Genomic DNA, 14537 nt, shown 5'->3' with positions numbered 1-14537 from the left:
GCTAGTACGACTATGAAATTTATAGCCGCAATGCATGAGTCTATACAAAAGCATTTTGATAACAATGCTTTTCATATTGAGGATACATTTTACACCTATGCAGATTTTGCAGTAGAAATATCTAAAATTAGAAAGGCGATAGCCTCTCATGTTCATGATTCTGAGAAAATAGTGGGTTTAATCGCTAATGATGATCTATACACCTATGCTTCCATTATTGGCTTATGGTTAGAAGGAAAAGCATATGTGCCTATAAATCCCAGTCATCCTATAGAGCGAAATGAAGAGATTATTGAGGCCACAGCAATAAAACATATACTAGATTCGAACAAGGGTAGTTATAAAAATTGTCAACTTTTAAACCACATCGACCAAGTGCCTTTTACAATAGATTTGCAGCCAAAACCAATTCAAAAAGACGATTTGGCTTATATTTTATTTACCTCTGGTTCCACAGGAACACCAAAAGGTGTACCCATATCGTTTGGTAATTTAAATGCCTTTGTTACCGCCATAAATTTCAATGGAGATTTTAAACTGAACCCAACCGATCGGTGTTTACAAATGTTTGAGCTTACGTTCGACTTTTCTGTTGTTTCCTATCTTTTTCCACTATTGAGTGGGGCTTGTATTTACACCGTACCCAGAAATGCTATAAAATACTTTTACGTTTATAAACTTTTACAAAACCATAAACTAACGGTGCTTTCATTGGTACCCTCCATAATTCACTATTTAAGACCTTATTTTGAGGAAATTAAAGCACCAGAAGTACGGTATTGTAGCTTTGGAGGCGGGGCATTATATAGCGATATTATCTACGAGTGGGTTAAGTGTATCCCCAATAGTACCGTGTACAATTATTGCGGACCAACAGAAAACACCATTTACAGTAGTGGTTATACCCTACAAGAGACTTGCAAAACACACAATGACATTATTTCGATAGGGAAGCCCTTACCTGAAGTTACGTATATGATCATTGATGAAAACAATAGAGAACTCCCTACAGGTGCCATAGGTGAATTAGCTATTGCAGGGCCGCAGTTAACACCGGGCTACTGGAAAAATGATGAAAAGAACAAAGCTACTTTCTTTCAAAAAGAATACCAAGGGCAAATGCTAAGGTTTTATAAATCTGGAGATCTATGCTTTAAAGATACCGATGAAAATTACATGTACATTGGTCGCGTAGATTTTCAAGTAAAAATAAGGGGCTATAGAATTGAACTATCCGAAGTTGAATTTCATGCAAAAAAAATGGCTCAAAATACAGATTTAATAGCCATTGATATCCTTAATAAATTAGAAAATACAGAATTAGCATTAGCCATAGCCTCTGAACCCTTTGATACTGAGGCAATTTTAGCTTACATGAAAACCAAGCTCCCAGATTATATGATTCCTGCACACATAAAATTCATAAAAGAATTTCCGCATAATGCTAATGGAAAAATAGATCGAAATAAGTTACGAATGCTTTTTAACCAAGAAATACCATAACATGGAAAATAAAGAAATATTAGACAAAATTAAACCAGTTTTCATCGAGGTTTTAGGTCACGATAATTTTGAACTCAACGAAAGCTCTACGACCAATGATATTGATGGATGGGACTCCTTATCTCATATGATGATTATTGGTGAAGTAGAAAAAGTATACAACATTAAATTTAAATTATTTGATTTAATGACCATGCATAATGTAGGAGATTTAATAAAATCAATAAATAAAAATATATCGTAACTCAAATAAAACCTTTAAATACAATAGTTTAGGAGCACTTACTTATTTTAAGCTCAACTTTACTCGTCACTAGCGTCTAAAAATAAATCATATTTTCTTTAGAGGCTTGTTGTCGCCTTTGATGGGCATAGGCTGCTTTTTTTTAGTGAATTAGTGATAAGCTTTAGGGAGCCAAGGGCCTTAAGGCTAATTGCTTTGATTTTTCGTCGGTTGCAATAAAATAAACAAGACCCTCTTTTTCTTTGATTTGATGTACCACTAAAGTGTTGGATGGTTTAGACGTGACATATTGAAAATCATAAACATATTTTCGTAAAGTAGCATATTCCTCATCATTAAGATCTATAATGGTATCGCCATTACCATTTAGGTATTCATAATTCAGTATTTCTTCATAATCCTGATGATCATTTTCATTTTCAGTATCCTGAACAGTTACCGTCGTTTTTCTATTCGTTAAAATCCCTTTAATTTTTTTAATCCAAGCAAAACGTTCTTTATTCAAAATCAAATAAACAATCAGCTGGTTTACTTTGGTTATTAACAATGCTCGAAGGGTGTTAGGTATCGATTTTTTATTGTATACCACATAATTTTTGTAATCAAAAACTCCATTGCACCAAAAGCGTTTATATGGGTAATCGCCCCAGCGCATATTAAAAATAGCGTATCCATTTTCAAAACACCATTCTAATTTTTTAACGATGATGGTATTCCCTAAACCAAATTTGGCATAATCAATTTCGTAAGAACTAATGGCGCTTTCAAAAATATTTTGATACAGGTAATCCAAGCTTATAGCTATGGGTTTTTCATGGTTATAGATGATAAATAAAGAGGCTTTTTTGTTTAGTATCATTTCATAGGCTGAGTTTTTATAAAAATCCCAATTTTTAAGACTGCTATGTTTTTCTCCCCTTTGTGCAAACCGCTTTTCAATCATAGATCGAAATTCATCCATTAATTGCAGGCACTCCTCTTTATTTATAGCACCATGGTACATTTTATATCGAATATCAAAACAGGTTTCTAAGCGCCTTAGGCGCTTCATTACCATTTTTTCACCACTCTTACCTAGTTGTTTCACCATGTACTCTTTCGGTGTAGCCATACCAGAGAGTTCGCACATAAAGCCCTTAAAATTATTAAATTTAAAAGATGCTAAGATTTGTTTTTCTGAATTCAAGCTTAGGGCTAAAAATGACGGTACAAATTCAGTAAAATGAACATGGTGGTAATACGAGTCATCTAGAATCTTATTCGGATTTAGATCTTCTTCTTGGTTGGTTTGATTCACAGCCTTGCTAAACAAAGGACTAAATATTTTTTTTTCAAAAAATTCTTCCGTAAAATTATGCCGTTGTGATTGTAATAAACCCATTTTTAAATACAGTTAGTTTTTAATAAAATAGGTGCTTTTCAAAGTGTTTAAAACCTTAGGAATCACCTACAAGTTAGCGTTGGTTTTTAGTATTTATTTAGTAAATATCTACTAATGTAAATTAAAAAGAAAACATTTTTTAAAATTAGAGCATCTAATATCTTTAAAATTTAATAAAAGAATTGGCGTTTTCCCCAATGATTACCTGATCTGTGCAGTCCAAAAAAAACAGGAAGCCAAAATTTGGATACTTAAAAAAATAGTTTAGGGGTATTCTTTTATCTAAAAAATTAGCATTACAACCATTAAAAAAAAAATAACCTGAATTTAACAGAACTATTATTAAATTTGAACTATGTATAAATCGTTTCTAAAACCAATAATAGATTGCCTAGGTGCTGTAGTGCTATTTGTAATGCTGCTACCCCTTTTTATTTTTATTACGATTTGTCTTTTTATTGCTATTCAAGGAAATCCATTTTTTAGCCAAAAAAGGCCTGGCAAAAATGAAAAGATTTTTTCGGCATTAAAATTTAAGTCCATGACGGATAAAACAGATATAGAAGGCAATTTGTTACCTGACCATTTACGAATAACTAAATTCGGTGCATTTTTAAGAAAGTCTTCCCTTGACGAAATACCACAACTACTAAATGTCATAAAAGGCGATATGAGCTTTATTGGGCCTAGACCCCTTCTAATTCGGTATCTTCCCTATTACAATGAGGAAGAAAAACTAAGGCATACGGTGAGGCCTGGCATAACAGGTTTAGCGCAAATTTCTGGAAGAAATTATATCAGTTGGGAAAAAAAATTTGAACTAGATGTTTTTTATGTCAAAAACATGAGCTTTTTTTTAGATTTAAAAATTTTACTTAAAACTTTTTCTAAGGTTATAACTTCAAGCGGTGTTGCGGTAGCGACCAATGAAGTAAATGAATTTTTTGATGTGGAAAGAAAAGAAGCATTACAACAGAGTTTAAAATAATACTACCGCAATTTTACCTTTAGATCCATGCTAATTTCGAAGCTGACCTAAAGTGCTTTCGAGCTAATTAATAAACATGACACTTAATACTACGATGAATTCAAAAAAAATGAGAATATATGGGGCTGGTGGACATTCTCAAGTGATTAGGGAAGTATTAGAAGCACAAGATTATAGCATAGTTACTACTTTTGACGATAAGCCGCTAGATACGCATTATGCTTCAAAAAATGTAAGTGAAGGGGCTAGAAACGATATGGCTAATTTTGAACATGATGGACCTCCTTTAATTATAGCCATCGGAAATAATACTGAGCGCGCCGAAGTATCAAAATTTCTTAAATGCAATTTCGGAAAAGCAATACATAGCTCCGCTATTATAGCTCCAACGGCTAGTATTGGAGACGGAACCGTAGTTTTTGCAGGTGCCATTATACAACCAAATACGAGCATTGGAAAACATGTCATTATTAATACAGGGGCAAGTGTAGATCACGATAATACCATAGGCAACTATGTACACATTTCGCCTAAAGCTGCACTTTGTGGACATGTAACTGTAGGTGAAGGATCTCATGTAGGGGTCGGAGCGGTCATTATTCCAAAAGTAACTATAGGAAAATGGTGCGTCATTGGCGCGGGTTCCGTTATTTTAAAAGATGTTCCTGATTACGCTACTGTGGTCGGAAATCCTGGTAGAATTATAAAAACGATAACCGGCACTCATGAGTGATTCAAAACCAACAATTCAGGATATTATATTCATTGGGTCAGGAATTTCAACCTCCTTTAGCCTTATTAAGCTAATGAAGCTAATTGAAAAAAAAAGTATACCTGAAAAACTATTTATTTCAATTATAGAAAAAAACGGCGAATTTCACACAGGAATACCGTACGGCTCCAGATCCGGTTTTTCAGCACTTCTTATAACATCATTACGAAATTTTCTACCACAACCTCAATTAGCCGACTTCATTTTATGGCTAAATGATAATAAAAATTGGCTCTTAAAAGAATTTGAAAAAGAAGGCGGAGAACGCTCCAAAGTGTGGCTTGAGACGCATGCCATGGAACTAAAAAATAATGATTGGGAAGATTTATTTATTCCTAGACGATTTTTTGGCTGTTATATGGAGCAAAAAGTGACTCAAGAAATTGAAAGGCTTGAAGGTAAAAACCTCATTAAAGTAAGCTACATTTCCTCTGAAGTGGTAGACACAGAAGAGCATTCTGATTATTGGAGAATTTTGTTAAAAAATAATAGCGTACTCCAAACGAAAAAAGTAGTTCTTGCCATTGGTTCGCTGCCCACAAAATCACTTTGGAAAAAAAGTGCCCTTATTGAAAAAGATAATCTTCTATTTATTAATAAACCATACCAAAAAAGTTTACCGCAAACCTTAAAAACCATTAAAGAATTTACCGAAAAAAGAACCGCTAAAAACACCAATTTAATTATTATTGGTGCCAATGCTAGTGGACTAGAGCTTTTATATAAAATTCATGATTATAATTTAGCCATAGATTCTTTTACCATACTCTCCACTAAAGGTATTTTACCTGATGCAGAAATAGACAAAGAAAAACTACAAACCTACCGTCCTAAATTTCTATGGCAACTAAAAGAAGAAACAACTTTAGACGCCGAACAAATTGCTGAGGCAACCTTTAAAGATTTAAATGAAGCTGAAAAGATACAACTAGGGGCTGCTTCTACTGTAGGTCTTATTTCTAGTGCTTTCGGTTCTTTGCTAAGTAAACTAAGTTCAGAAGAACTTAAAAACTTCGCCTGTTTTTATGGTAATGAAATAGGCAGAAGACAACGTTGCGCTGGAATACAGTATTCAAATACCATTGAAGTACTCAAGAGTCAAAATAAATTTAACCTTATAGCAGGCAAATTTAACACTATTCACGAAACTAGTAGTGGTGACTATACCGTAGAATATCTCGATACCGCTACTCAAAAAAATAAAATAGTAGATCACCCTTCCAACATTGTTATTAATTGCATTGGTGGGATGAATTTTACAGATCAAGAATTGCCTAATTTTTTAAAAAACCTAATCAATAAAAAAATAATTACCACTAATGCCTCTAAAATTGGGATTGATGTTAATGACAATCTTGAATCAACCCGAAATTTTCATGTAAACGGTCCACTTTTAGCGGGTAATGTTATTGAAGATGAGGCCGTCTGGCATGTAGAACATTGCGGAAGAATTATTAAGTTTTCTGAACTACTGGCCAACAAACTTTTATCATCTGATTATTCATTTCGTGTTTTATATCTTGATAAACCTCAAGATCTAAAGAAATACAATGCACTGCTTTCTAAATTCTACGACAATAACCCCTATTATTGCTACTCCTACTTTTGTCACCATCAAAATAGCACGAATAAATTAATTGCATTTGAATTAAGAAATTCAGCTAATTCTTTGGCTATTATGCCTATTATTTTGCGATCCATTAAAAATAGTTCATCCTTTGATGTTATTTCTCCGTATGGCTATAGTGGTCCCCTATTTATAGAAACGATAAACCCTAAAACAAAGAAGGTGTTTTGGGAATTTGTTGACCGCTGGTACTTAGAAAATAATGTCATATCTGAATTTATAAGATTTGACTTAAAAGGAAATAATGAAGCATATTCAGGTAAAATATGTGAAACCTTAGATAATGTATATGGTGCGCTAGCCCCTAATTTTGAAGGGCAGTGGGATAATTTCTCATCAAAAGTAAGAAACAATTATAGAAAGGCACTTAACTATGCGCTAGACTTCAAAATTTATGAAAATAAAGAGATTACTGAACACGAAATTTTGTCATTTTATACCATATATTTAAGTACTATGAAAAGAAATTCAGCTCCAGAATTTCTTTTCTTTTCAGAGAATTATTTTAAAAATTTAATCTTAAACAGCCCAGCTCATTACACGATTGCATTAACCACCTATAAAGGCATTCCTGTTTCAGCTGAGTTAATTATTAACCATCAAGATTATCTGCATGCTTTTTTAGGAGGAACAGATTCAGCTTATTTTAATTTAAGACCTAATGATTTTCTTAGGGTTGAAGTAATTAAGTGGGCTATTAAGAAGGGTAAAAAAACCTATATCCTTGGTGGTGGTATTTGCAATGGAGACGGCCTCTACAAAAGTAAGAAAGCCCTTTTTCCGAAAAGTGCAGATAGAATTTTTTATACAGGAAGAAAAATTATAAACCTTACTACTTATCAACAATTAGTGCAAGAAAATAGCGTTGTAACATCGAATAGCACGGCCAGTGATTTTTTTCCTGAATACCGTAAACCAAATTAATATGATTCATCGCATTACCGATAAAAAAGATTGGAAAAAAGTCCTTGAAGCTATGGACAATTATGATTTTTATCATACGTATGATTATCATAATCTTTCAAAACTCGAGAGTCAAACTCCGGTATTATTTTTTTATAAAAAAAATACGACCAAAATAGCGCTACCCCTGTTAATCCAACCCATTGAAAATACAGCTTATTTTGATGCAACATCCGTTTATGGCTATGCAGGACCAATCGTAAGTAACCTTGAAGAAAATGACCTACAAGAGTTCTCTGGAGCTTTGAATAGTTTTTTAGAAAATGAAAAAATTATTGCTGTTTTTTCACGGCTTAATCCATTAATAAAAAATCAAGAACTAGTGTTATCTAGACTTGGAACAATTGTGGAATTAGGAAAAGTTGTTGCTATAAAACTAGATGAAACACTTGAAAATCAAAGGGCTAATTACTCTAAAATAACTAAAAGATATTTGAGCAAACTGAAAAAAACATGCACCATAGTAAAAAGCGATACACCAGAAGATGTATTGAAGTTTATACCGTTATACTATGAAACCATGAACAGAGTGAGCGCAGAATCGTCATACTTTTTTGATGAAGCCTATTTTTTAAACCTGATGCGCAGTACCGACTTTAAAACTGAAATAATTTTTGCAATTTTAAATGATACTCAGGAAATTGTGTCCGCTGCTTTGATGATTAAAACACAGGGGAAAATAATACAGTATCACCTATCAGGTACCCGAGAAGAATATTTAGATAAATCACCCTTAAGACTTATCATTGACCAAACAAGAATTAACGGCACCGAACAAAATTTTCAATGTTTAAACTTAGGAGGGGGTATAGGCAGTAAAGCAGATTCTTTATTTCAGTTTAAAGCTACTTTTTCTAATACCTATAAAAATTTCAAGGTTTGGAAGTACATTGTAAATCAAAAAAAATACGATGAAATATGCCTAAGTAAGGGCTTCAACCAAATATCTGACGAGACTGGTTTTTTTCCAATTTACCGGTCTCCAACCGTAATTTATGATAAGTAATATCTTAAAATATGCTGTTTAATTCTATTGATTTTGCACTATTTTTACCTATCGTTTTTATACTTTATTGGATAGTTTCTACTAAAGATTTAAACTATAGAAATGGTGTTTTACTCATTGCTAGTTATGTGTTTTATGCCTGGTGGGATTGGCGATTTTTAGGCCTAATTATTTTTAGCTCCATCGTGGACTTTACCCTAGGAAAAAAAATAGAGGATACGTCCAGTAAAAAAAATAAAAAGCAATTTTTACTGCTAAGTGTTTTCGTGAATCTCGGTGCTTTGTTTTTCTTTAAATATTTTAATTTTTTTATTGAAAGTTTCACCTCAGTTTTTACCCTTTTTGGCACCTCATTTTCAGGTCAAAGATTAAATATTATTTTACCTGTAGGTATAAGTTTTTATACGTTTCAGACCTTAAGTTATACGATAGATATTTATCGAGGAAAGATCAAGGCTACCCATAATTACTTGTCTTTTTTTACATTTGTTAGCTTCTTCCCTCAATTAGTGGCTGGTCCAATAGAAAGGGCGAGTAATCTGCTACCACAATTTAGTGAATCCAAAGTTTTTAATTCTCAAATGATCTCAAAAGGCATAAAATATATGCTATTTGGTTTTTTTTTAAAACTTGTTGTCGCAGATAGAGCGGCGATATATGTTAATGCTGTATATAATAATGTTGAAAATCATGATGGCTTAAGTTTTATTGTCGCAACAATAGTTTTTGCCTTTCAAATTTATGGCGATTTTGCTGGGTATTCGTTAATCGCCATTGGCACTGCAAAATTATTTGGTTTTGATCTTATGACTAATTTTAGAAGACCTTATTTTTCATCATCCATAGGTGAGTTTTGGTCAAGATGGCACATTTCTTTATCTACCTGGTTTAGAGACTATGTCTATATCCCCTTAGGAGGAAATCGAGTTTCGAAAACCAGATGGTTTATCAATATATTTATTACTTTTCTTTTAAGTGGTATTTGGCATGGTGCCAACTGGACTTTTGTGATATGGGGAGCTCTAAATGGAGCTTACCTTGTTATAGAAGCGTTTTTTATAAAAAAAGAAAAAAAGAATTCTATTCTTAACATACTACTAACCTTTTTTCTAATAAATATTTCTTGGATATTTTTTCGTGCAAATAGTATTGAAAATGCGCTTCAAATTATTCATAAAATACTATTTTCTCCTGGACACTTATATATTGGAGAGGGAGACGACATTACAGCTTTAATATATTCTATACTAGCCATTTCTATGCTAATAACTATTGAGATAAAAAAAGAGTTTTTTAATAGGCTATTTTCTTTGAGCAATAACAAACACGAAGTAGTTAGACTTTTAACTTTTTCAGTTCTTATTTTTATTATTTTATACTTGGGAGTTTTCGACAATAATCAATTTATATATTTTCAATTCTAGCACTTATGTTGCCAACTGAAACAAAACTATTTTTTATAAAAGCAGCTAAATTTATCCTCATAATTATAGTTGTTGATTTTGTTTTGGGTTTATTTTCCAATCACATTTTTCAATCTCAAAAAACTGGTCAATATGCCCGAATCAATTATATAGCCAAGGACACCACTGCTAAAGTGATAATAACAGGTAGTTCACATGCAATTAAACACTACGTTCCGGAAGTATTCGATAGTGTTTTAGGAAATGAAACTTACAATGCTGGAGCAAATGGCCAAAAATTAATATATGCCTATGCCATTCAGAAAATAATATTAAAAAAAAGAGCACCAGAGCTAATTATTTTAAATATAGATGAAGACTGGTTATATACATCAGATATCGCTTACAAAAGGTTTTCTGTTTTATATCCGTTCTATGATGAGCATAAAGATATTCTTAAACCGATTTTAGATCTAGAATCAAAATTTAATAATTATAAACTTCTCCTAAATTCGTATCGTAACAATTCGACCATTGTACATATTATCAAGTACTTTTTAATCCCACAAAAAGATTATAAGGGATATATGCCGCTATATAGTACTATGGATAAATCAATAAAGAGTTCTGATGTACATTTAAGAGGTGAATATACTTCAGAAGAAGTAGATCCAAACTTTGTGCTAATTTTAGAAAACTTAATTTCTAGTGCAAAAGACAAAAACGTTCGGTTATTGTTTGTGATATCTCCAAAATTTACAAAGGTAAACCTCACTGAAAATAAATCTTATAATCAAATTCTTGAAATAGTAGAAAAGCGAAAAGTTACCCTTTACGACTTTCAAAACGATTCTATATTTACAGGAAAACATGAACTTTTTTATGATGCTACCCATTTAAACGATAAGGGAGCAAGGCTATTTTCAACTAAACTTGCAGAAAAAATAGTAGCACACCCAATAAAGAATTAAGTTTTAAAAAAAGCCATAAGAGAATATTTATAACTGGAAATAAAATTTATTTTATTGTTATATAAGTAACCGCTTAATTTTAGTTTTAAAAAGCCATTTCATTTTTTGGCGGAAGCCGATTGAGATTACTCTCGGTTTTTAAAATAAAAAATATTAACCATAGTATTTGCTGATATATATCAGTTTCTTAGCTTCATTTTATCTTTACCTTTACCTATATTCTATGTTTTTAGAACATAGGATACCTAGTTTTTAACACCCTTAAATAAGCCACCGTGAAGATGAAAATAAAAAATAAAGTACGGCTTTATGGTGCTGGGGGTCATGCTCAAATAATAAAATTTATTATACAGGAAAATAATACCTTTTTAGAAGGGGTATATGATGATGATCCTAAATTAGCACATAAAAATTTTCATGGAGTTCGAAATGGTTTTCGCTTAAACCAAAGCAACTTTGTATACGATGACATTCCTTTTATAATAGCTATTGGAAATAATAGGATAAGAGCTGAAATAGCTGGCTTTTTGAAATGCTCATTTAGTAATGCCGTACATACATCTGCCATCATTTCCGAAAATGTACATGTAGGGGAAGGAACGGTAATATATGCCGGGGCTATCATTCAACCGAATACTAGCATAGGTAAACATGTCATAATCAATACCGCTGCAAATGTAGATCATGATAATACTATTCATGATTTTGTGCATATTTCTCCCAATGCAACCCTCTGTGGTTTAGTCGAAGTAGGTACTGGTTCACATATAGGAGCAGGTGCTGTCATTATACCCCAAATAAAAATAGGAGAATGGTGTGTTATTGGGGCGGGATCTGTTGTCATTCATGATGTTCCTGACTTTGCTGTAGTGGTAGGCAATCCTGGAAAAATAATAAAAATAAATCGTTAGCTTCCTGAAATCTTTTGGTATCAAATAATGATGTTTTTCAGTATAGTACAGGCACTTAACATACTCCTAAATTCAGCTCTAAAGTTTAAGAACTGGTGTGTAATAAGTGTAACCCAATTAAAACATACCACCTGATAAAGTCTATAAAGTTTCATTATGGAATGACGTTGTCACCGCCGATACCGTGGCTAATTTTTCCCCTATCTCGGTTTAAAAACAAATTTAAAAGACAGGTTGATTAGTCGTCGACAACAAAAGGTAATTCGTCTAATTTAGGCGTAAATTATCCTACAAAAACAGAGCTATCAGTTAGAAAAGCTTACATTCGTTGATCTATTTGTAGCCACACACCATGCTTTTCAATTCCTTTGAATTTCTTTATTTTTTTCCCTTAATGGTACTGGGGTTTTACCTCCTAAACCATCGGTATCGCTGGCTATGGTTACTTTTAGGGAGTTATTATTTTTATGCATCTGCAGAACCTGTATTGCTCGTGTTACTTGTAGCCTCTACCCTAGTCGATTACTTCTGCGGTTTGCAAATGGCCCAGACAGCAACACAAAAAATAAAAAAATGGTTTTTAGCTGCGAGTATCCTAATTAATGTGGGGCTTTTGGTGGTGTTCAAATACCTCTTGTTCTTTACCCATTCATTTTTAGGCGTTCTAGACTTCTTTGGCATTGCAATAGCAACCACCGATGTGTCTCAGACCTACCATATCAACCAAATATTATTACCGGTGGGGATCTCATTCTATACCTTCCAAACCATGAGCTATAGTATAGAGGTGTACCGAGGAAATATACCGGCGGAAAAACATTTAGGGAAATTTGCTTTATATGTGGCATTTTTTCCACAATTGGTCGCTGGTCCTATTGAACGTGCTTCGCGATTACTCCCTCAATTAAAGAAAAAAATTACCATAGACACACAGCAGATTGAAAAAGGACTGATCATGATGGCCTGGGGCTTTTTCTTAAAACTAGTAGTGGCCGATCGCTTAGGAATTTACGTAGATCAGGCTTTTTCAGACCCCACGTCGCCGCATGGTATTGCCCTATTTTTAGGGAGTTTGTTTTTTAGTTTTCAAATTTATTATGATTTTTCAGCCTATACTGCAATTGCCATTGGTGCCGCCAAAGTACTGGGTTTTGACCTAATGCACAATTTTAATAGGCCGTTCTTTTCGACGTCTAGTATGGAATTTTGGAAACGTTGGCATATATCTTTAATGTATTGGATGCGTGATTACCTCTATAGACCTCTAGTCGTTAACCTAAAACTTACACGCCTACAAGCCGTACTCATGGTATTTTTTGTCATTGGGTTGTGGCATGGTGCCAATTGGACCTTTGTGCTCTGGAGTATGTTAAATGCTGTATTATTGATCGTGGAGGTGGCGAGCCTTAACATGAGAACAACTCTTTTTAAAAAATACAAGATTCCAAAAAAAGTAATTAATGGTGCGGGCGCTGTTATTATTCTTGGCTACCTTATGGTTTCCCTCATTTTTTTCAGATCGGCCTCTATTGGTCAGGCTTTGGTATACATAGAACATATGTTTAACCTAAAAAGTTTGCATATCAATATTTTAGGAAACTACCTAGAACTTTTCTTGTGCTTTGTGTTTATTGGTTTGGTGCAAACAGTACATTATTACAAGGGGAATAATAAGATTTATGAATTAGTTTTGAACAAGACTAGCGCTATCAAAAGCCTCGCTTATATAGGCTACATAGTACTCATTATTTTATTTGGCGTTCATCGACAAAATACTTTTATTTATTTTCAATTTTAAAGAGTATGAAATTATTTATAGTTAAAATAGGTCTGTTTTTTTTGTTATTTGGAGCTACGTATCTTTTTTTCATGAACAAGTTGTCAAACAACTATGTAGATGAAAATTACAACAAATTCACCCGAGAAGCTGGAGGCTTAATTATAGGCCTATCGAGAGCTAATAATGGTTTGTCTCCCTATATTTTAGAAACGAATTTAGAAGAATTTAACTTTGAAAAGCCTCTTATTAATTTTGCTATAGATCACGGACAGTCCCAATTTGGTGAACTATATTTGAATAGTATTAAAAGTAAATTAAAGGATAATAGTACTAAGGGTCTGTACATACTATCGGTAAGCCCTGGAAGTTTTACCGCTCCAAAAAATCTGGATGAGTTTGGGATAAAAAGTTTGGATCAAAAAAGAATTTTAGGAAAAATTAATACGCTTACGGAGCACCCTAATTTTGATTACATCAGTAATTGTTATCCTCATTCGTTATACAACGCTATATACCCTACAAATAAATGGGATAATATGGTAACACATAGCAATGGTTGGAATGAAGTAACGTTAAAAAGTGCTACGCATACGATAAGCCAACAAGATATAAAGGAATGGAAACAGCAGGCGGTAGACTACTATAAAAAATCAATGAAAGAGGAAGTCTACAATGCTAATAGATTCGAATATTTTGTGAAAACCATTTCGTATTTAAAAGAAATAGGAACAGTTATTTTAATTCGTATGCCAATAGATCAGGAAATGCTACTCTTAGAAAAAGAAACGTGGAGCGATTTCAATAAAAAAATGGATAGCGTTGCGGAAAATCAAAAAGTTGTATATTTTGATTACTCTGAAAAAATAGCAGATTACCAAACTTTTGATGGTTCACATTTACTTTCTGAAAGTGCCCAACAATTCACTGAGGAATTAAGTGAAGCTATAAGAACCCATCTAAAAAGCAGCTCAAATTAACCCTTGTTTTT

At 32.9% G+C, this 14537-nt stretch carries 12 protein-coding genes; 11 read left to right on the top strand and 1 reads right to left on the bottom strand.

The genetic code is table 11. From position 1 onward, the window contains the following. The first annotated feature begins 12 nt into the window (after nucleotides 1–12). Together GQ45_RS01090 and GQ45_RS01085 are read left to right on the top strand one after the other, a co-directional pair. Nucleotides 13–1503: an AMP-binding protein gene (locus GQ45_RS01090; RefSeq protein ID WP_047414384.1), complete on the top strand. Its 1491-nt coding sequence runs from the start codon at nucleotides 13–15 to the stop codon at nucleotides 1501–1503. Nucleotide 1504: 1 nt separating this feature from the next. Next, nucleotides 1505–1747 carry an acyl carrier protein gene (locus GQ45_RS01085; RefSeq protein WP_047414383.1) on the top strand — a complete coding sequence of 81 codons (243 nt, stop codon included), beginning with the start codon at nucleotides 1505–1507 and terminating at the stop codon, nucleotides 1745–1747. 163 nt (nucleotides 1748–1910) lie between these two features. Here GQ45_RS01085 and GQ45_RS01080 read toward each other — a convergent pair whose 3' ends face one another. Continuing rightward, the gene (locus GQ45_RS01080) at nucleotides 1911–3128 is read right to left on the bottom strand and encodes a GNAT family N-acetyltransferase (RefSeq protein ID WP_047414381.1); all 1218 of its coding nucleotides are present in this window, start codon (nucleotides 3126–3128) and stop codon (nucleotides 1911–1913) included. Nucleotides 3129–3483: 355 nt separating this feature from the next. On the opposite strand from GQ45_RS01080, the gene GQ45_RS01075 reads away from it, so the two are divergent. The 9 genes from GQ45_RS01075 (at nucleotide 3484) to GQ45_RS01035 (ending at nucleotide 14526) form a co-directional block, all read left to right on the top strand. Beyond that, nucleotides 3484–4116 carry a sugar transferase gene (locus tag GQ45_RS01075; protein WP_047414379.1) on the top strand — a complete coding sequence of 211 codons (633 nt, stop codon included), beginning with the start codon at nucleotides 3484–3486 and terminating at the stop codon, nucleotides 4114–4116. 76 nt (nucleotides 4117–4192) lie between these two features. After that, the gene (locus GQ45_RS01070; protein WP_231555136.1) at nucleotides 4193–4849 is read left to right on the top strand and encodes an acetyltransferase; all 657 of its coding nucleotides are present in this window, start codon (nucleotides 4193–4195) and stop codon (nucleotides 4847–4849) included. Further along, a complete protein-coding gene (locus GQ45_RS17715) occupies nucleotides 4842–7439 on the top strand; it encodes a GNAT family N-acetyltransferase (RefSeq protein WP_081980844.1) in 2598 nt (865 codons plus the stop codon). Before GQ45_RS01070 ends, GQ45_RS17715 begins: the two co-directional genes overlap by 8 nt. 1 nt (nucleotide 7440) lies before the next feature. Next, nucleotides 7441–8484 (top strand): hypothetical protein, encoded by a 1044-nt coding sequence (locus GQ45_RS01060; protein ID WP_047414378.1) that lies wholly within the window; start codon nucleotides 7441–7443, stop codon nucleotides 8482–8484. Nucleotides 8485–8495: 11 nt separating this feature from the next. Continuing rightward, the gene (locus GQ45_RS01055) at nucleotides 8496–9908 is read left to right on the top strand and encodes an MBOAT family protein (RefSeq protein WP_047414376.1); all 1413 of its coding nucleotides are present in this window, start codon (nucleotides 8496–8498) and stop codon (nucleotides 9906–9908) included. A 5-nt stretch (nucleotides 9909–9913) separates the two neighbouring features. Further along, nucleotides 9914–10858, top strand: coding sequence for an SGNH/GDSL hydrolase family protein (locus tag GQ45_RS01050; RefSeq protein WP_047414374.1), 945 nt, complete (start codon nucleotides 9914–9916; stop codon nucleotides 10856–10858). Nucleotides 10859–11139: 281 nt separating this feature from the next. Then, nucleotides 11140–11769, top strand: coding sequence for an acetyltransferase (locus GQ45_RS01045; RefSeq protein WP_047414371.1), 630 nt, complete (start codon nucleotides 11140–11142; stop codon nucleotides 11767–11769). Nucleotides 11770–12121: 352 nt separating this feature from the next. Then, entirely contained in the window at nucleotides 12122–13567 is a 1446-nt protein-coding gene (locus GQ45_RS01040; protein ID WP_047414369.1) for an MBOAT family protein, read from the top strand. 5 nt (nucleotides 13568–13572) lie between these two features. Then, nucleotides 13573–14526, top strand: a complete 954-nt coding sequence (locus tag GQ45_RS01035) for a hypothetical protein (RefSeq protein ID WP_156125319.1) — start codon at nucleotides 13573–13575, stop codon at nucleotides 14524–14526. The last annotated feature ends 11 nt before the right edge of the window (nucleotides 14527–14537 follow it).

The sequence above is a fragment of the Cellulophaga sp. Hel_I_12 genome (assembly GCF_000799565.1).
GTDB lineage: Bacteria > Bacteroidota > Bacteroidia > Flavobacteriales > Flavobacteriaceae > Cellulophaga.
The sequence above is the reverse complement of the archived record's forward strand: the minus strand, read 5'-3'. Positions and strand labels throughout refer to the sequence as shown.